This is a genomic window from Thalassolituus sp. LLYu03 (assembly GCF_050507655.1).
Taxonomy (GTDB): Bacteria; Pseudomonadota; Gammaproteobacteria; order Pseudomonadales; family Oceanobacteraceae; genus Venatoribacter.
This window is the reverse complement of the sequence record NZ_CP191496.1, coordinates 338,411-356,262: the sequence shown is the minus strand read 5'-3', so window position 1 is coordinate 356,262 and position 17,852 is coordinate 338,411. Positions and strand designations below refer to the sequence as shown.

Sequence of the window (17,852 nt, the reverse complement as noted above, 5' to 3'; positions counted from 1 at the left end):
TTAATGTATTCAGAGGTTTTTATCATGAGCACCATTCAGACCGTGCGTTACCAGAATCTGGGTTGGGAAGTCGCCGCCGACCTGTATTTTCCCGCTGATTTCGATGCTGCAAAGCAATACCCGGCCATTGTCAGTACCCACCCGATTGGCAGCTGTAAAGAACAGACCGCAGGCAATGTGTACGCCCGCGCGCTGGCCGACGAAGGTTTTGTGGTGCTGGTGCACGATGCCAGTTTTCAGGGAGCCAGTGGCGGTTCACCGCGCAACATCGAAGACCCGGCCATCCGCGTGTCCGACATCCGTTTCGCCATCGATTATCTGCAGTCACTGAGTTATATCGATGCGCAGCGCATTGGTGCCATCGGTGTTTGCGGCGGTGGCGCGTACACCATTCATGCCGGCATTACCGATCACCGCCTTAAAGCCCTGGTGTCGATTACCGGCGTTAATTACGGCCGTTTAATCCGCGAAGGTTTTGCGCAGTTTCAGCCACGCCAGCTGGCGCAACAGATTGCGGATATGCGCACCGCGCAGGCACAGGGTGCAGCGCGCGACAGTGCCGACTTATTACCACCATCGGTAGCCGCTGCCCGTGACGCCGGCATCAGCGATATCGACGTACTGGAAGCAACCGAGTACTACAAAACTGCCCGTGGCCAGCAACCGAATGGCGCAACCAGCCAACTGATGTCATTTACCGGTGCCGCAATGGGTTGGGATGCTTTTACCAACGCCGAAACCCTGCTCACCCAGCCATTAATGGTGGTCATCGGCAGCAAGGCCGGTGGTTTTGGTGCCTACCGCGATGGCTGGGAAATTTACAGCCGTGCCGCATCAGAACATAAACAGATTGTGGTGGCCGAAGGCTGGTCCCATTACGACCTGTACGACAAAGCAGAGCCGGTTGCCATCGCCATGGCGGAGGTCGCTCCGTTTTTCCACAAGCATCTTTAACAGCAGGAAATGAATGATGACCAATGTCGTTATTCTGGGTGCCAGCGGGCAAATTGCCCGCTGGGTTGTCTAGTCACTGGCGGGTAATACCGCTATTCATCAGACATTATTACTGCGTGACGCAACTAAGCTGACAGGTAAAGAGCCTGCCAATGCCAGTGTCATACTCGGTGATGTGTTAAATAAAAAATTATTGAAAAAGGCGCTGACCGATCAGGACATCGTGTATGCCAACCTCAGTGGTGAGGATCTGGACAAACAGGCAGAGGCCATTATCAGTGCCATGCAGGGCGGTAACGTAAAACGCCTGATCTTTGTGTTGTCGCTGGGTATTTACGATGAAGTACCGGGTGCATTCGGTGAATGGAACCGCGCTATTATCGGTGAAGATCTCAAACCTTATCGCCGCGCTGCCGATGCCATCGAAGCCTCCGGACTGGACTATACAATTTTACGCCCAGCCTGGCTGACCGACGAAGACGAAAGCGATTACGAAATCACCGGCCGTCATGAGTCATTCAAAGGCACCGTGGTATCGCGTAAGAGCGTTGCCGGGGTTATCAGCTCGGTGATTCTGAATCCAGAGCAATATCGTGGCGCCAATATCGGCATTAACAAACCGGGCACCGATGCCGACAAGCCTTACTTTATGTAAGGCATGGCAGCTTAACGATTCATGCCCCTGCAATTACAGGTAAAGGAGAACACTGTGTCTACCATTCAATGGCTGACGGCCGCTATTGCGATCGTACTGATCGCGCTGTTCAGCGTTCTGTTTGTTGTAACTGAAATAGAAAAGCATCAGGCGCAGAACCTGCAAACGCTGACTCTTGCGGCACCAACTTCCGTGGCCGCTGAATCCGCAAACCGCAGTAAAAATCTTGTGGTGTATTTCTCCCGCTCCGGCAATACCGCGCTGGCTGCACGTCACATTGCCGGGTGGCTGCAGGCAGACACCATTGCCCTGCAAGTCGAGGATTACCAGCTGGGTATTTCTGGTCTGGCCAATGCTATTAAAGATGCTGACCAACTGAAGACTGACTCGGCAGCATTACCCGACATCAAACCTGCCAGCACAGATATGACAGCTTACGATACTGTCTGGCTGGGTTCTCCGGTGTGGCTCTACAGCCCGGCACCACCCATCTGGTCGTTTATCGAAAACAACCGTTTCGATGGTAAAAATGTCGTTTTATTTAACACCTACAACAGTCATTTTTCTGATGAGCATATTGACCGGTTCAGAGCAAAAGTAATGGCTAAAGGTGCAGTGTCGTTTGAGCACAAACACGTTATTCGTGGTCGCATGACACAGCAGATAACACCAGAGGAGATGCTGAACACCATGGATCAGCAATGGTTTAACCTTCAGTAACAGGCCTGCCGAACCGGAACGCATCAAAGGCTTCCCCGGATATCATCCAGAGGCTTGCATTACAAATTTGTAACCTTCAGGTCATGCCGCTGACAGGCAGCGTTCTTTACTATCGTTTCAATGTGGAAGGGAGCGTTTGTTCTGCGTCATCCGCACCGTAGTGCCCGCACCGGGCGCCGCCACAGCAAAGACGAACACAGCATTCACTGCGAGGTAAACGCCATGATGACCAAAGTTCTGCCATATACGCTCCTGCTCACCGCGCTCAGTACCGCTTTTCCAGCCCAGGCCCATGACCCAAAAGAACATATGCAATCAGCAGACATGCCGGACTGCTCATCCCTGCAGGGCATGGATCATAGCAAAATGGATATGACAGACCCTGTCACTCAGGCACTGATGCAGCAGTGTATGTCGCAGCTGCACAGCGGCGACCACGTGCAGGGGATGGGTCACAACGATACGTCGGACCAGATGAAGCACAATTCTCAGACTATGGAACATCACGACGACGCCACAGACAAGATGCATGACGACTCTGCGGCCATGGATCACAGCACCGGTCACATGCACTGATACTCCGGCAATGCCTGTACAGGAGGTCGCCATGGCTGTATTCACCCGTTATCTGAAAAGTTTGCTCATTATCGCCATGGTTGGTCTGACCGGCCTGAGTGCCTTTATCTACTCAGGTCTCTATCCGATCGGGGCCGATGTGCCCCACACATCTCTGGGCTACTGGTTGCTGGAAACCGTGCGGGAGCGGTCAATTAATCGTGCTGCCGCAGACATCACCATCCCCGCTGATCTTAATACAGCGACCCGGCTTCTGAGCGGAGCTGCCGATTACAACGCCATGTGCGCCGGCTGCCATCTGAAGCCAGGAAAAGCGGCCAGTGACTTCAGCATCGGCCTGTATCCTTCGCCCGCCAATCTGACTCTGGCGGCGACAGCAGACACACCATTGGCAACCGAAACAGCTCTCCGGCGCCAATTCTGGATCATCAAGCACGGTATCAAGGCATCGGGCATGCCTGCCTGGGGTGTAACCCACGACGACGAAAGAATCTGGAATATGGTGGCTTTTCTGCAACGCCTGCCCGGCTTGTCTGCCAGCCAATATCAGATTTTGACGGCACGCGCCGCAGATTAACGAAGCTGTCATCCAGCTCACCAGGAGAATTGCATGACCCATCCGGATTCCAACCCAGACCATCAGTGTCAGCATGGACAGCACGCTACTGCCGGCCATGTTGCCTCGTCACGCGAGTCACCGTTAACGCCAACACAGCCGTCACCCACACAGGAGCTGCTGATCGAAGGCGCCGGCTGCGCCAGCTGTGTCGGTAAAATCGAAGCCGCTCTTAAAGCCGTAGACGGCGTCGCCAACGCCAACATGAATTTTGCCCAACGCACCGTGACCGTCACCGGCGGAGTAACGGCGGATATCCTGATCCGCGCGATTGAAAAGGCCGGATACAAAGCCACGCCAGCAATGACCGACAACGACAGTGACGCCCTGAGCGAAAAAGAAAAGGCTGATCAGGCCTACTACCAGCGTCTGCTGCGGGACATGGCCATCGCCTTGTCGCTTGGAATTCCGCTTATGCTCTACGGCTTACTGGGCGGGGCGATGACGGTCAGTACCACAGGTGAGCGTCTGGCCTGGCTTTCTGTTGGCCTGCTGACCCTTGGCGTGATGGTATTTTCTGGCAAACATTTTTATACCGGCGCCTGGCATTCGTTGAAAAATCACGCCGCCAATATGGATACCCTGATCGCGTTAGGCACGGGAACCGCCTGGCTGTATTCCGTGGCTGTTCTGTCGGTGCCGCAGTTCATTCCCGAAATGGCACGGCACGTGTATTTCGAAGCCACCGCCATGATTATTGGCCTGATTAATCTTGGTCTGGCATTGGAACTGAAGGCCCGCGGACGCACCTCCGAAGCCATAAAACGCCTGATTGGGCTGCAGGCGAAAACCGCACGAGTCATCCGCAACGGGCAGGAAACCGACATCAGTATCGAGCAGGTGATGGTGGATGATATTGTCCGCGTCCGCCCCGGCGAAAAAATTCCGGTAGACGGCATCATCACCGACGGCCATAGCCATGTGGACGAGTCCATGCTGACTGGCGAACCCATGCCCGTCGAAAAACCGGTTGGCGCCCCACTGGCTGCCGGCACCATAAATAAAAGTGGAACCCTGTTATTCAGGGCAACCCGAGTCGGCAAAGATACGGCACTGGCGCACATTATTGGCATGGTAAAACGCGCGCAGAATGCCAAGCCGCCAATCGGCCGCATGGCCGATGTGATTGCGGCCTATTTTGTACCCGTGGTCATGATCATCGCCGTTGTCAGTGCTCTGGCCTGGCTCAATTTCGGTCCAGAACCGGCCCTGGCTTTTGCCGTTGTTTCCGCAACCACGGTGCTGATTATTGCCTGCCCTTGCGCACTGGGGCTGGCGACGCCGATGTCGGTCATGGTCGGCGTGGGTAAGGCCGCCGAAGCCGGCGTTCTGATCCGCAACGGCGAAGCCTTACAAACCGCGTCCACTATTTCAGCCATGGTGCTGGATAAAACCGGAACCATTACAGTGGGCGTGCCCAAAGTGACGGATATTCTGCTCAGTGGTGCAGAGAATGAAGAAACTGTGCTGCGGCTGGCCGCCACACTTGAGTCGGGTTCAGAACATCCACTTGCACAGGCAATTACCGAATCGGCGCGGGAGCGCGGCATCAGCACCGGACACCTGTCAGAATTTAAGGCCATTGCCGGCCACGGAGTGCAGGCGCTTGTCGATGGCAGAAGGCTGCTGTTTGGCAATGAAAAGCTCATGCACGACAACCGCATTGCACTCGGTGAGTTCCACCAAAAAGCGCAGGCGCTGGCAGCCGAGGCAAAAACCCCCATGTATTTCGCCATCGACAATTCACTGACAGCCATCATCGCCGTGGCAGATCCGATAAAGGACGACTCTGTCGCGGCAATTCAGCGTCTTCAGCGTAACGGCATTCGCGTCATCATGCTGACTGGGGACAATTATCTGACTGCGCAGGCGATCGCCGGAAAAGTCGGCATCAGCGAATTTTTTGCCGACGTGTTACCCGAAGATAAATCGCGCAAAGTGCAGGAATTACAACATCAGGGAGAAATCGTTGGTATGACCGGCGACGGGATTAATGACGCCCCCGCATTGGCCATTGCCAATGTGGGCTTTGCGATTGGTACAGGCACCGACGTGGCGATCGAAAGTGCTGATATCACGCTGATGCGTGGTTCTCTGCACGGACTGGCAGACGCCATCGCCGTCAGCAAAGCCACCTTGCGCAATATCCGCCAAAACCTGTTCGGTGCATTTATTTACAACGTCGCCGGAATTCCATTCGCCGCCGGCATTCTGTATCCGGTATCTGGTCTGCTGCTGAGTCCCGTGATTGCTGGTGCCGCCATGGCTTTTTCTTCCCTGACTGTGGTAACCAACGCCAACCGCCTGCGTCTGTTTAAAGCGCAGGAACACTAACCCCTTGTATCCGCAGGAGCGAATGTATGATGTTACTGATTAATATGGCAGGCATCGCCCTGATCGCGCTCATCGTCTGGTGGTTCTGGCTGTACAAGCCAGACGGCACTTTCATGAAAGAAAATAAACAGGTGATTACCATCGAAAATGGTGTCTACTCACCAGCCCATATCCGGGTGCCGGCCGGTCAGGACTTCCTGCTCACATTTCTTCGCAAAGACCCATCGCCCTGCGCAGAAACCCTGCTGATTCCTGCGTTGGCATTCAGCGACACTTTGCCGCTCAATAAAGAAAAAACCGTCCGCGTGCCTGCACTCGGCGCCGGCGAGTACGCCTTCCATTGTCAGATGCAGATGTACCGTGGCAGCATCACTGCCGGCTGAGCCGTTTACGCACGCTGCCCCGCCTTCTGCCGCAGCAGCCACCACCCCCACGCCTTATCAAAGCCCCAGTTGTAGGCCACGGTGTAAGGCAGAATAAACACAAAGAACGCCAGCTCCACCAGCACGGCCTGCCACAACGTCAGGCCCAGCATCCATGCCGTTAACGGCACGCACACCACCACCAGTCCGGCTTCGAACACCACACCATGCAGCAGGCGGATATGAAAACGCCAGTGCTGCCGGCTGCCCGGCCAGCGACGGTCAATCAGGCCGTTGAACACCATGTTCCACAGCATGGCCAGCAGCGACATCATCAGCGTCAGGGCGCCGGCGGTGGCCACCTGAGCGTCCAGTGCCCAGGCCATCAGGGGCGAAAAGCCGAGGATAGCCAGCACTTCGAAGCCGATGGCGTGAATAAAGCGTTCTTTGGTCAGTACGGTGTTCATGGTCAAACCAGTTCCGGTGAAGCGGATTGCCATGGTGTTGCATAAAACAGATACTTAAAACATAGCTTCTATCGGTTTTATCTATACATGCGCTATTCACCGGAATCCTTGAAGGCCTTTGTTGAAGCCGCTGCCTGCGGTTCGTTTTCCGCCGCCGCGCGCCGGCTGGGTAAAAGTCAGTCGACCGTCAGCATCGCCATTGCCAATCTGGAAACCGATATCGGCTGCGCCCTGTTCGACCGCAGCGGCCGCCAGCCGCAACTGAACGACGCCGGCCGTCAGGTGCTGGTTCAGGTAGAGGCCATTCTCACCGCCAGTCAGCAGCTGGACGCGCTGGCCGAACGGCTGGCCGCCCGTATTGAACCTCTGCTGTCGGTGGTGATGACCGACATTTACAGCGTGGTCTTTCACGGTGAAGTCATGGCCCGCTTTGCTGAGCACTTTCCGCACACCGAGCTGCGCTGCGGCCCGGCGGAAGACGCCGACGTGGTGGATATGATTCAGAAAGGTCAGGTGCACATGGGCATTCTCGCCGCCCAGCCGCAGTACCCGGCCGACGTCGCCACCGCCCGCCTGCCCGACAAAGCCGGCTTCCGTCTGTATGTGCACCGCGACCACCCGCTGGCCGCCTTACCCCACCCACGGCAGAGCGATCTGGACAACGAACGGCAACTGATGATCCGGACGTACGCGCCCGGCCGGCAGCGCAGCAAGGGGCAGGCCTGGTCTGCACCGGATTATCTGACGTTAATGGAATTTGCCGAGCGCGGGTTTGGCTGGGCCGAATTACCCACCGCTATGGTGCAGCGTTTTGGCCAGCATCTGGTGGAATTACCGGTCGCGGGTTATCCGCGCGCGGTGGAAATTGACGTGGCCTGGTCGCGGCGCACGCCGTTAGGTCCGGCCGGGCAATGGCTGCTTGAACAATTGCAGATCCGTCGCGAGCCGGCCTGAATTAAAGAGAAGAGCGAAAAGATAAAAATCGAAAAAAAGAGCGGTTTAAAAAATAACGGGGAGAAATTCGCGCTTTAACGTCCGCTTTATTCGATTAATGTGCTCAATAAAATCCCCGGCTTAACCGGGGATTGTTATCAGGTTCAGAGAACTGGCTTTACCAACTGTCAGCTGCGCTCACCTGCATTCTGAGGCTTATTCCGCAGCCAGATACGTCGCCAGCGGCACCGGCGCGTACAGGGCAATCTGAAAATCCGGTACGTACTCGTACTTCATCAGTTTGCCGAGTTTCAGCGATTTCATGTACGCCGACAGGCTGCCATCGCTCAGGGTCAGTTTCACCGCATCGGCATCCGTGCTGCTGCCGTAACGCAGCTGGCGGGCGACGGCATAGCCCGTGGTGAGCTGGCCGTGCTGATCGAGGTTGGTAAAACGGCTGGTCGATAATTCCGGCTCGTCCGACATATCCGCCAGTTTCTGAGTGTCGATCACCACATCCACCTTGCCGGTCACGCTGTCATAAATTTCGTATTTCACCGACTCAGGCGTTTCGCTCAGGGTAATGGTGGTCAGCCATTTCGGCAGGTTGTAGCCCACCACGCCGCGCACCCGTGCCAGTTCCGTATCCACCGGTAATTTCAGCACATAACCCCAGAATTCTTTGTCCATATTCTGGCCGATCAGACTGACCGGCCCCAGATTCATCGAGCCCGGTTTGCTGGTCACAATCGACAGCGCAATTTCGTTGTAGCTGTCGTTGTCGCAATAAAAATACGAGTACGCGGTCAGCGCCACCAGCCCCCGGCCCGGCCACACCTGCAAAGGCTGCACCTGTTGTAAAACGTCGGCCGGCATCAGTGAACGCAGACGGTCTAAATCGGCGGTAAATACCGCGGTAATGCGGCTGTTCTGGTAATAGAAATTCGGCGACCAGGAATCAAAGCCGATATCGACCCTGGTTTTTTTCAGGGTTTTAAACCAGCTTAAATCCACGTCCGGATGTTCGGCAGCCACCACCTCCAGCGGCGTATTGGAACGGTAACGGTCATACAGACCGCCACTCTGTACCGGCACCGGATGACCGCCGATGTCGATGATATTCATGCCCGCGGATACGCCCGCCAGACTGTCCTCACCGGCCTGAACCTGAACGGTGAATGTACCCATAAGAACGGCAGCCACTGCTGCAAAGGTTTTAATGCTCACCTGAATTACCTCGCTGTTGTTATACGATCGCCGGCACCTGAACGTTTGGTAGGTGGCACCGGTTTTCAACAGGCTAACGTTGAACTCAGATTCAAGGTCAAGCAGGCTAAGCTGAGGTTTCCTGCACGTATTTCGTAACCGCCATCAGCAGCAAAAAGTCACAAAGTCAGGCATTGACCTTAAAGTTAACTTCAGACTTAACCTGAATGGCAGTTCAACACGAGGACACAAGCATGCAAACCATTCTTGGCGCCAGCGGCCAGATCGGACGCGAACTGGCCATCAGCCTGAAACGCGAATTCACCAGCGACATCCGTCTGGTCAGCCGCAACCCTGAAAAGGTGAACGACACCGACACCCTGCTCAGCGCCGACCTGCTGGATGCCGCTCAGACCCTGCGCGCCACAGAAGGCTCTGACATTGTGTATTTCACCGCCGGACTGCCAATGGACACCAGTCAGTGGGTGGCGCAATTCCCCATCATGATGCGCAACGTCATCGACGCCTGCGCAGCCCATAACGCAAAGCTGGTGTATTTCGACAACACCTACATGTACCCGCAGAACAGCACTCCGCTGACCGAAGACTCGCCCTTCTCCCCGAACGGCACGAAAGGCAAAGTGCGGGCGGAAATGGTGCTGCAGCTGCTGGACGCCATGCACAGCGGGCGGGTGCAGGCCATGATTTGCCGCGCGCCGGAATTCTATGGCCCGGGGCAGACCCAGAGCATCACCAACAGCGCCGTGATTGACGCGCTGGCCGCGGGCAAAACCGCCCGTGTTTTCCTGCGCGACGACACCCTGCGCACCCTGATTTACACCCCGGATGCCAGTCGGGCCATGGCCTGGCTGGGCAACACGGCTGACGCCTACAACCAGACCTGGCACCTGCCGTGCGACGACCAGCGCGTGACCTACCGCCAGTTTGTGAGCATCGCCGCCGATGTGTTCCGCACCGCGCCGGATTACAAGGTGCTGAAGCCGTGGCAGCTGAGCCTGGCGACCCTGTTCAGCAAGCAGGCGCGGGAAGTGGCCGAGCTGCTGCCGCGCTATAACGCCGACAACCTCTTTGTGTCGGATAAATTCAAAGCGCGCTTTCCCGATTTTGCTGTCACCCGCATCCGCGATGGCTTAGCCGCCATCGCCCGCGAGCGCCAGCCCTCCTCATAAACCCAAGGCGCCTGACAGGCGGCCGGCAAGGTCCAACAAAAAAGCCACCGCGAGGTGGCTTTTTTTATCGGGTGGCTTTTTTACCGGGTGGATATTTTTATAGAGCGGCTTTTAATCAGCGGGTACAACGCGACGGTCAGTGGTCGCTGGCGGTCTGGCCCGGCACCAGTCCGAAATGGGCCAGCACCCGGCGGGCATTGGCAGCGCAATCCAGATCCTCGGGCTTGGCTTCGATGGTATCCAGCACTTCCTGCAGACGCGCCTTGCTGTCGCTCAGGCGTTGCAGCAGCAGCTCGATATCGGCCAGCTTCTGGCGCAACGCCGTGATCAGCGAGTCGTGATCCCACTGGCTTAAATCCGACGGCAATAAGGTGCGCAGCTCATCCAGACTGAAGCCCGCCTGCTGCGCCGTAGCGATCAGGGTCAGCAGGGTGACCGCTTCCGGCGGGTAGGTGCGATAGCCGTTGGCGCGGCGGCTGACGGCTTTCAGCAGCCCGATTTTTTCGTAGAAGCGGATGCGCGACGGCGCCAGCCCCGTGGCCTGTGCCAGTTCACCAATTTTCATAATCCTGTCTCCACGCGGTTTAACCGCCTGATACTAGCCTTAAAGTCCACTTTAAGGTCAACCTCAGCTCAGGGCCAGCGACGGCCGGGTTCCGTGTCCGACTGACAGCTGGTAAGCCGCTAAAGGCCGTCGCTGATAGCGCGGCGGCTATCGTGTTTTCTATAAAGAAACGCTTATAGCGTATAAGCGATCGGTAACCGATTCTTTTTTAGAATTTATAACTGTTTGATTTATAACGATTTTTATCTCTGGCACGGTTTTCGCCATACAGAGCCCAACTCTCTGTCGCGGACGCTGTTATGTCTTATAAAAAACGGATTCAGTCACTGGCTCTGGCAGGCCTGCTCGGTCAGGCGCTGTGTGCCTTCGCCTCCCCGGGTGAGCTGGATACCAGCTTCGGTCTGGGTGGCACCATCATCCAGAGTGGCGGCGAAAGCTCGCCAACCAACTACAGCGCTTATTACGCCGCGGTGGAAGACAGCGCCGGCAATCTGTACCTGAAAAGCAACGCCGGCTTTATCGAAAAACTGGATGCCGACGGCAATCCGGATACCAGCTTCGGTGACAACGGCCGCACGCTGGTGCTGGGCACAGCGGAAAGCGATATGAAAATCGACAGTGAAGGCCGCCTGTTGTTTACCGTCAGCACCAGCAGTTATCTGACGGTAGGGCGTATGTCCGCCGACGGCGTGCTGGACACCAGTTTTTCCGGCGACGGCTACGCCACCGCCAGCATTCTCACCACCAGTACCCAGACCACCTCGCTCGGGCTGCTCAGCGACGGCCGTATCGTGGTTGGCGGTTACTACTACGTCGACGGTAAATCGGATATCGCCGTGGCCGTGCTCACCGCCGACGGCCAGCCGGACACCAGCTTCGGCACCGATGGCATGGCGATTGTCGATGTCGCCGGCGGCAACGACGTACTGGTCAGCATGCAGATCACAGCCGACGACGGGATTGTGCTGGCCGGCTACGGTTACGTCGCCGCCAGCAGCAGCGTCGACGCGGTACTGATGCGCCTGACCAGCGACGGCGAACTGGACACCGGTTTCGGCAGTGACGACAGCGGCATGGTCATCACCAATCTGAACGACAAAAACGAATACGTGTACGGCATGGTGCAGCGCAGCGATGGCAGTCTGGTGGTCGAAGCCCGCGAAAACACCGTCAATCTGGTTCTGCTCGGCTTCGACAGCGACGGTCAGCCAGACACCGGCTTCGGCACCAGCGGCGTGACCAGCATCACACCGGCCAGTGGCAACTATTACACCTATGGCCTGACGCAGGACAGCGACGGCAATCTGTGGGCCGTCGGCCAGAACCGCAACAGCAGCAACGAATACGATGCCCTGCTGATCGCCTTCACCGCCGACGGTGCGCTTAACACCAGCGTCGGTGACAACGGCATCGGCGTGCTCAACTGGGGCGACAACAACACCGGCGCGTTCGCCGCACTGGGCACGGCCGACGGACAACTGCTGGTGCTGGGTTCCAACAATCTGTCCGGCGCCGGTGAACGCACGGCCGCGCGCTACAACAGCGACCTGAGCCTGGATACCGACTTTGCCGACAGCGGCTTTTACACCCTGCTGAACAAGGCCGAAACCGGCATGGTGATTTATGACGTTGCCGTGCAGAGCGACGACAGCCTGGTGGCCATCGCCTACGACCGCAAGCAGTACAGTCTGATGAAATTCAGCGCCGACGGCCTGCTGGATGAGACCTTTGGTGACAGCGGCAAAGTGTTCGCCGAAGACGCCGGCTCCGGCTTGCGGGCACTGGTCACCCAGAGCAACGGCCAATTACTCGCCGCCGGCGAAGCACTGGACGACGACAGCGTGATGATGGTGAAGCGCTTTAATGCCGATGGCAGCGCCGACACCAGCTTTGCGACCGACGGCACCCTGCTGACCGGTGTCTGGGACTGGTACAGCTACTCGCCACTGCTGCTGCGCAGCGACGACACCTTCTTAAGCGGCGGCACCGCCACGCTCAACGGTGGCGACTACGAAGTGATGGCCGTTGCCCACTACAGCGCCGACGGCGAACTGGACACCAGCTACGGCACCGACGGCTACGCGCAGGTCGATATGGGCACCGGTGAATATTCCTCGCTGCTGAGCATGGCGGAAGACAGCAGCGGCCGCCTGCTGATCACAGGCGACGCGTACACCAGCGAAGGCAAGGGCATTCTCAACGCCGCACGTTTAACTGCCACAGGTCAGCTCGACACCAGTTTCGGCGACAACGGCACCTTTGTGTATTCCGCCAGCGGCTACAACTTCTACACCACCACCGTCGCGCTGCAGAGCGACGGGCGCATCCTGCTGCTGGGTGAGCGCTACGACGACAGCTGGGGCAACGCCGAACTGTTTCTGGCGCGCCTGACCAGTAACGGTGTGTTCGACACCAGCTTCGGCGACAACGGCCTGCGAATGCTGACCTTCGATGCCGACAGCGATGGTTTCACCAGCATCACCGCCGAACGCCTGCTGGTACAGGGCGAAGACCGCATCGTGATTGCCGGTTATGCCGCCGCCAGCGCCAACAGTAACGACGTACGCCCGGCCATTGTCAGCCTGACCGCCGACGGCGAACGCGATACCGGCTTTGGCACCGACGGCATTGCCTTCGAGACACTGGTCACCAGCCGCACCCAGATCTACGCGCTGGCGGAACAAAGCAATGGCGACCTGCTGGTTGGCGGCAGCATTGAGGCCGGCATCGGCAGCTACACCATCAGCGCCCGCTTCCTGAACACAGACACCGACCACGACGGTGTGCGCGACGCTTACGACGCCTTTCCGGAGGACGCCAGTGAGAGCGTCGACAGCGACAGCGACGGCGTCGGCGACCAGAGTGACGCTTTCCCCTACGACCGCTATGAAACCACCGACTCCGACGGCGACGGTGTGGGCGACAACAGCGACCCGTATCCGAACGACAGCGACAACGATGGCGTGAATGACGACGAAGACAGCGACAACAGCAGCGACAACGGCGTACCTGTGATGCTGACCGTGGGCGACGATCTGGCGGTCAGCGCCGATCAGGACAACGGCAGCTATGTATTGCTCAGCTACAACGATCTGCTGGCGGGCCTGTCGGCCATGGACGCGGTCGACAGCAGCGCCAGCCTGACCTTCGCCGCCACGGTCAACAACACCCTGCTGCGCGCCGGCGACGACGGCATGGTGGCACTGGCTCCGGGCTATCAGGTGCTGGAATGGACCGCCACCGACCTCAGCGGCAATCAGAGCGCCAGCCTGAGCCAGCGCATCAAGGTGTACCCGCAGATCCGCTTTGCACTGGCAGGCGCCGTCAGCGGCGAAGCCAGCGAGGCACCCATCGCCATCGACCTCAGCGGTCCGGCACCGGAATATCCGCTGACCCTGCAGGTCAGCGTGGACGCCGCCAACAGCAGCGCCGGCAGCTCCGATTTCGCCAGCCTGCAAAGCCCGTTCAGCGTCACTCTGGAACACGGCACCGACGCCACACCGGCCACCCGCGCCGAGCTGGTTCTGACGACACTGGATGACGGCCAGCTGGAGAACGACGAAGTGCTGGCCCTGACCCTCGACGGCGTGCTGATTGACGGTGTACTGATGGATGCCAACGACGAGAACGGCAGCAGCACCAGTGACGACGATGCGCGCTTCTACCGGGTCGACGACAGCCAGAGCAGCTTCAGCCTGACCGTTACCGACACCAATCTGGCGCCGACCGTGAGCCTGACCCTGACCCAGAACGGCGTGGCTGCGCAAAGCATTGTCGCCGGTGAAGGCGATGTCACCCTGACCGCCACCATCAGCGACGGCAACGGCAACGACCAGCACACACTGGTCTGGCAGACCGGCAATCTGGTGGTGATCAGCGAAGGGTTGACCAGCATCACCGTCAGCAGCGACGGTCTGAGCGCCGGCACCTACCCGATCAGCGTGACCGTGACCGACAGCGGCAGCCCGGCCCTGAGCGGACAGGCACAACTGACCGTCACCGTCAGTGAGGCCAGCACCAGCGGCAGTTCGGGCGGCGCCTTCTTCTGGCTGCTGGCGCTGACGGCGCTGCTGCTGCCGCAGCGACGCGCACTGCCATTCACCGAGTGAACAGTTAAGGCGGGCTGACTTGTTAAGCCCGCCACCGGTTACCCCTTGCCTGGCTGACCCGATCAGCCGGGCCTTTTTATTTCTGGCCTTTGTATTTCCGGCCTTCTGATGATTCTCACAAGCGAAAACCTTCCCGCAGGCAAAATCCGCTGCAAGAACCGGCCGAAAGAACCCTCAGAAAGTACCGCTAACAAGGCTCACAATAAGACTAAATAGGGTTAGACGCCCTCACAGCCAGCCACTAAGCTGATCGCCTTTCCTGCTGTCGCACGCTGTCCGCCTTCATGACCTATATCCTGACCACCCTGTTTCCGATTTTCGGTCTTATTTTTCTGGGCTTCGCCGGCCGCCGTACCCAACGTCTGGGTGCCACCGCCGCCTCGGAGCTGAACCGCTTTGTGGTCTGGTTCGGTCTGCCTTCGCTGTTGTTTCTGCTGACCGCCACCACGCCGTTCGCCGAGATCTGGCATCCGGGCTTTGTGCTGGCGTTTACCCTTTCTACCCTGTTTGTGTTTGCCGCCACCCTGATTGCGCGGCGCATCAAAGGCATGCCACTCAGCAGCGCCAGTCTGGATGCGCTGGGCGCGTCGTACGCTAATACCGGTTACATCGGCATTCCGCTGTGTCTGTTTGTGCTCGGCCAGGACGGCATGGCACCGGCGCTGGTGTCCAGTCTGGTGGTGGTCAGTGTGCTGTTCGCCATCGCCGTGATCTGTGTGGAAGTGAGCCTGCACGCCGGCCACAGCCTGCTGAAAACCGCTGGCAAGGTAAGTATGGCGGTGCTGAAAAACCCCTTGGTCGTATCGCCGGTCGCAGGGCTTTTGTGGAATGCCGCAGGTGTGGAACTGCCTCAGGTAGTGCATTCGTTACTGAAATTACTAGGTGACGCCACTGTGCCCTGCGCGCTGATATCGCTCGGCGCGTTTCTGGCGCATAAACAAAGTGGTGTGGTGAAAGGCGCGACCAGCCTGGTGCTGATCAAACTGGTGCTGCACCCACTACTGACCTGGCTGCTGGTGCGCTATGTATTCGATATGCCGCTGCTGTGGGCCAACGCGGCGGTACTGCTCGCCGCCCTGCCCACCGGCACCGGCCCTTACATGCTGGCCGAATTCTATAAGCACGAAGCCTCAGTGGTATCGCGCACGATTCTGTGGTCCACCGCCGGCTCCGTGCTGACGCTGGCGGCGTTGCTGATGGTGCTGTGAGCGTCGGACGTCTGACGTCAGACTCTTAACCCACCGGCACCACAATCCGGCCACGCACCTGACCAGCGAGCAGCCCGGGGGCCGTGGTAATCACGTCTTCCAGCGCCACTTCGTGCATCAAGGCTTCGAGCTTGCTGATGTCGAGGTCCTGCGCCAGACGTTTCCATGCTTCAAGACGCACGGCTTTTGGTGCCATCACGCTGTCGACCCCGGCCAGGGTTACGCCGCGCAGAATAAACGGCGCCACGGTCGCTGGCAGATCCATACCCGCCGCTAAGCCACAGGCTGCGACTGTGCCGCCGTATTTGATTTCGGCACACACATTGGCCAGCACCTGACTGCCGGCCACATCAATGGCGCCGGCCCACAGTTCTTTGCCCAGCGGGCGGCCCGGCTGGCTGTATTTGTCGCGTTCGATCACATCGCTGGCACCCAGTGAACGCAGGAAATTGGCTTCGCTCGCGCGCCCGGTCATGGCGGTCACCTGATACCCGAGTTTGGCCAGTACAGCCACGGCCACGCTGCCCACACCACCAGCCGCGCCGGTCACCAGCACAGGGCCGTCAGCGGGTTTTACGCCGTGTTTTTCCAGTGCCAGCACGCACAGCATGGCGGTGTAACCTGCGGTGCCGATGGCCGCTGCCTGTTTGGCGGTAAAAGGCGCCTGCAGCGGAATCAGCCAGTCGCCGCTTAACCGCGCTTTGGCCGCTAAACCGCCCCAGTGTTTTTCGCCCACGCCCCAGCCGTTCAGCACCACGGCATCACCGGCTTTAAAATCCGGATGCTCTGAGCTTTCGACGACGCCAGCCAGATCAATACCCGGCACCATAGGAAAGCTGCGCACCACAGGCGATTTGCCGGTAATGGCCAGCGCGTCTTTGTAGTTCATGGTGGAATATTCCACGCGCACGGTGACATCGCCGGCCGGTAATTGCGCGTCGTCGATGTCTTTCAGGGCAACGCTCTGTTCGCCCTGCTCGTTTTTCTCAATCAGTATGCCTTTGAACATGGTGGCTCCCGTTTACGGTAAGTTAATCGTTCAGCTCTTGAGGTCAGAAATTCCGGGCTTGTGCGGTGTATACGCCCTGCCCAGCAGTTGAAAAAAGCCCTGCGCAAACAGGGTCAGTGCGTCGGTGTTTTGCTCCAGCCGGGCGCGCAGTACTGCACCTTCCCAGCCGGTCCAGAAGAAACGCGCCAGCGTGGCGGCATCTAACGCCGCGCTCAGCTCATGCTGTTGCTGCGCCTCGCGCAGACACAGCGCCAGCCGCTGCTGCCAGTCGTCGAACACCGCCAGCAGACGGGCGCGGAAGGATTCGGGCAAGGCGCTCATTTCCTGCCCCAGATTGCCCACCAAACAACCGCGGCGGTATTCATGGCGCGCCATACCGCGCAGCGAGTCGTCGATAAAGGCTTCAATGCGCCCAAGCGGACTCAGCTCTGTGTTCAGCAGATGACGGTCGAGACGATGGGCAAAGTAGCTCTGATAGGCGTCGATCAGGGCGTGGCCGAAGGCTTCTTTGCTGGCGAAGTAGTGATAAAACGAGCCCTTGGGCACGGCGGCAACGCGCAGGATTTCGTCGAGTCCGGCGCTCGAATAGCCCTTCTCAGTCAGCATCTCCAGTCCGGCCCGGATCAGCAGTGCCCGGGCATCACCGCGCACGCTGTCTTTCGGCGGGCGGCCGCGGCGGCGCTGAGGCTGAGGCTGTTCTGCCTGTGGCATCTGTGGCATCTGTGGAGGAAGCGGAGCATCGGCGGCCATACAGGCACTCCTGAGTTTGATAAGCACAGGTTGTAAATTAATTTAGACCGATTGTCTAATTAATTTACCCCGACCTCTGATCAAAGCATTTCAGGACTCGGACCTGCCTGCTGCAAAAGGCGCTGCAACACTCCGGGGCACAACCACGGCCCCCCCCTGACAAAGGCCCGACGCCAGCAGACAGATGCGGGCGACCAC

At 58.4% G+C, this 17,852-nt stretch carries 16 protein-coding genes; 11 read left to right on the top strand and 5 right to left on the bottom strand.

The window, feature by feature from the left end:
• The first annotated feature begins 24 nt into the window (after window positions 1-24).
• From ACQUQU_RS01675 to ACQUQU_RS01645, 7 genes are all read left to right on the top strand, one after another.
• Window positions 25-954, top strand: coding sequence for an alpha/beta hydrolase (locus ACQUQU_RS01675; protein ID WP_430461511.1), 930 nt, complete (start codon window positions 25-27; stop codon window positions 952-954).
• Between the two features lie 76 nt (window positions 955-1,030).
• Entirely contained in the window at window positions 1,031-1,609 is a 579-nt protein-coding gene (locus tag ACQUQU_RS01670; protein ID WP_430463004.1) for an NAD(P)H-binding protein, read from the top strand.
• A 54-nt stretch (window positions 1,610-1,663) separates the two neighbouring features.
• The gene (locus ACQUQU_RS01665) at window positions 1,664-2,329 is read left to right on the top strand and encodes a flavodoxin family protein (protein WP_430461510.1); all 666 of its coding nucleotides are present in this window, start codon (window positions 1,664-1,666) and stop codon (window positions 2,327-2,329) included.
• Window positions 2,330-2,638: 309 nt separating this feature from the next.
• A complete protein-coding gene (locus ACQUQU_RS01660; protein ID WP_430461509.1) occupies window positions 2,639-2,905 on the top strand; it encodes a hypothetical protein in 267 nt (88 codons plus the stop codon).
• A gap of 31 nt (window positions 2,906-2,936) precedes the next feature.
• Window positions 2,937-3,482: a c-type cytochrome gene (locus tag ACQUQU_RS01655; protein WP_430461508.1), complete on the top strand. Its 546-nt coding sequence runs from the start codon at window positions 2,937-2,939 to the stop codon at window positions 3,480-3,482.
• Between the two features lie 33 nt (window positions 3,483-3,515).
• Complete coding sequence (locus ACQUQU_RS01650; RefSeq protein ID WP_430461507.1) at window positions 3,516-5,855, top strand: heavy metal translocating P-type ATPase; 2,340 nt, start codon at window positions 3,516-3,518, stop codon at window positions 5,853-5,855.
• A gap of 26 nt (window positions 5,856-5,881) precedes the next feature.
• Window positions 5,882-6,238 carry a cupredoxin domain-containing protein gene (locus ACQUQU_RS01645; RefSeq protein WP_430461506.1) on the top strand — a complete coding sequence of 119 codons (357 nt, stop codon included), beginning with the start codon at window positions 5,882-5,884 and terminating at the stop codon, window positions 6,236-6,238.
• Between the two features lie 5 nt (window positions 6,239-6,243).
• Here ACQUQU_RS01645 and ACQUQU_RS01640 read toward each other — a convergent pair whose 3' ends face one another.
• On the bottom strand, window positions 6,244-6,684 hold the full coding sequence (locus ACQUQU_RS01640) for a PACE efflux transporter (protein ID WP_430461505.1): 441 nt from the start codon (window positions 6,682-6,684) through the stop codon (window positions 6,244-6,246).
• 108 nt (window positions 6,685-6,792) lie between these two features.
• Between ACQUQU_RS01640 and ACQUQU_RS01635 the strand changes: the two genes are divergently transcribed.
• Entirely contained in the window at window positions 6,793-7,638 is an 846-nt protein-coding gene (locus ACQUQU_RS01635) for a LysR family transcriptional regulator (RefSeq protein WP_430461504.1), read from the top strand.
• Between the two features lie 195 nt (window positions 7,639-7,833).
• Here ACQUQU_RS01635 and ACQUQU_RS01630 read toward each other — a convergent pair whose 3' ends face one another.
• Window positions 7,834-8,844: a hypothetical protein gene (locus tag ACQUQU_RS01630; RefSeq protein WP_430461503.1), complete on the bottom strand. Its 1,011-nt coding sequence runs from the start codon at window positions 8,842-8,844 to the stop codon at window positions 7,834-7,836.
• Window positions 8,845-9,077: 233 nt separating this feature from the next.
• Between ACQUQU_RS01630 and ACQUQU_RS01625 the strand changes: the two genes are divergently transcribed.
• Window positions 9,078-10,013, top strand: coding sequence for an NAD-dependent epimerase/dehydratase family protein (locus ACQUQU_RS01625; RefSeq protein ID WP_430461502.1), 936 nt, complete (start codon window positions 9,078-9,080; stop codon window positions 10,011-10,013).
• Between the two features lie 136 nt (window positions 10,014-10,149).
• Here the strand turns inward: ACQUQU_RS01625 and ACQUQU_RS01620 are convergent, their stop codons facing one another.
• Window positions 10,150-10,578 carry a MerR family transcriptional regulator gene (locus ACQUQU_RS01620; protein ID WP_430461501.1) on the bottom strand — a complete coding sequence of 143 codons (429 nt, stop codon included), beginning with the start codon at window positions 10,576-10,578 and terminating at the stop codon, window positions 10,150-10,152.
• A 299-nt stretch (window positions 10,579-10,877) separates the two neighbouring features.
• Here ACQUQU_RS01620 and ACQUQU_RS01615 point away from each other — a divergent pair, with 299 nt between their 5' ends.
• Together ACQUQU_RS01615 and ACQUQU_RS01610 are read left to right on the top strand one after the other, a co-directional pair.
• Entirely contained in the window at window positions 10,878-14,687 is a 3,810-nt protein-coding gene (locus ACQUQU_RS01615) for a hypothetical protein (RefSeq protein ID WP_430461500.1), read from the top strand.
• A gap of 284 nt (window positions 14,688-14,971) precedes the next feature.
• The gene (locus ACQUQU_RS01610) at window positions 14,972-15,895 is read left to right on the top strand and encodes an AEC family transporter (RefSeq protein WP_430461499.1); all 924 of its coding nucleotides are present in this window, start codon (window positions 14,972-14,974) and stop codon (window positions 15,893-15,895) included.
• Window positions 15,896-15,920: 25 nt separating this feature from the next.
• Here ACQUQU_RS01610 and ACQUQU_RS01605 read toward each other — a convergent pair whose 3' ends face one another.
• Entirely contained in the window at window positions 15,921-16,904 is a 984-nt protein-coding gene (locus ACQUQU_RS01605) for an MDR family oxidoreductase (RefSeq protein ID WP_430461498.1), read from the bottom strand.
• 30 nt (window positions 16,905-16,934) lie between these two features.
• Entirely contained in the window at window positions 16,935-17,654 is a 720-nt protein-coding gene (locus tag ACQUQU_RS01600) for a TetR/AcrR family transcriptional regulator (RefSeq protein WP_430461497.1), read from the bottom strand.
• Between the last annotated feature and the right edge of the window lie 198 nt (window positions 17,655-17,852).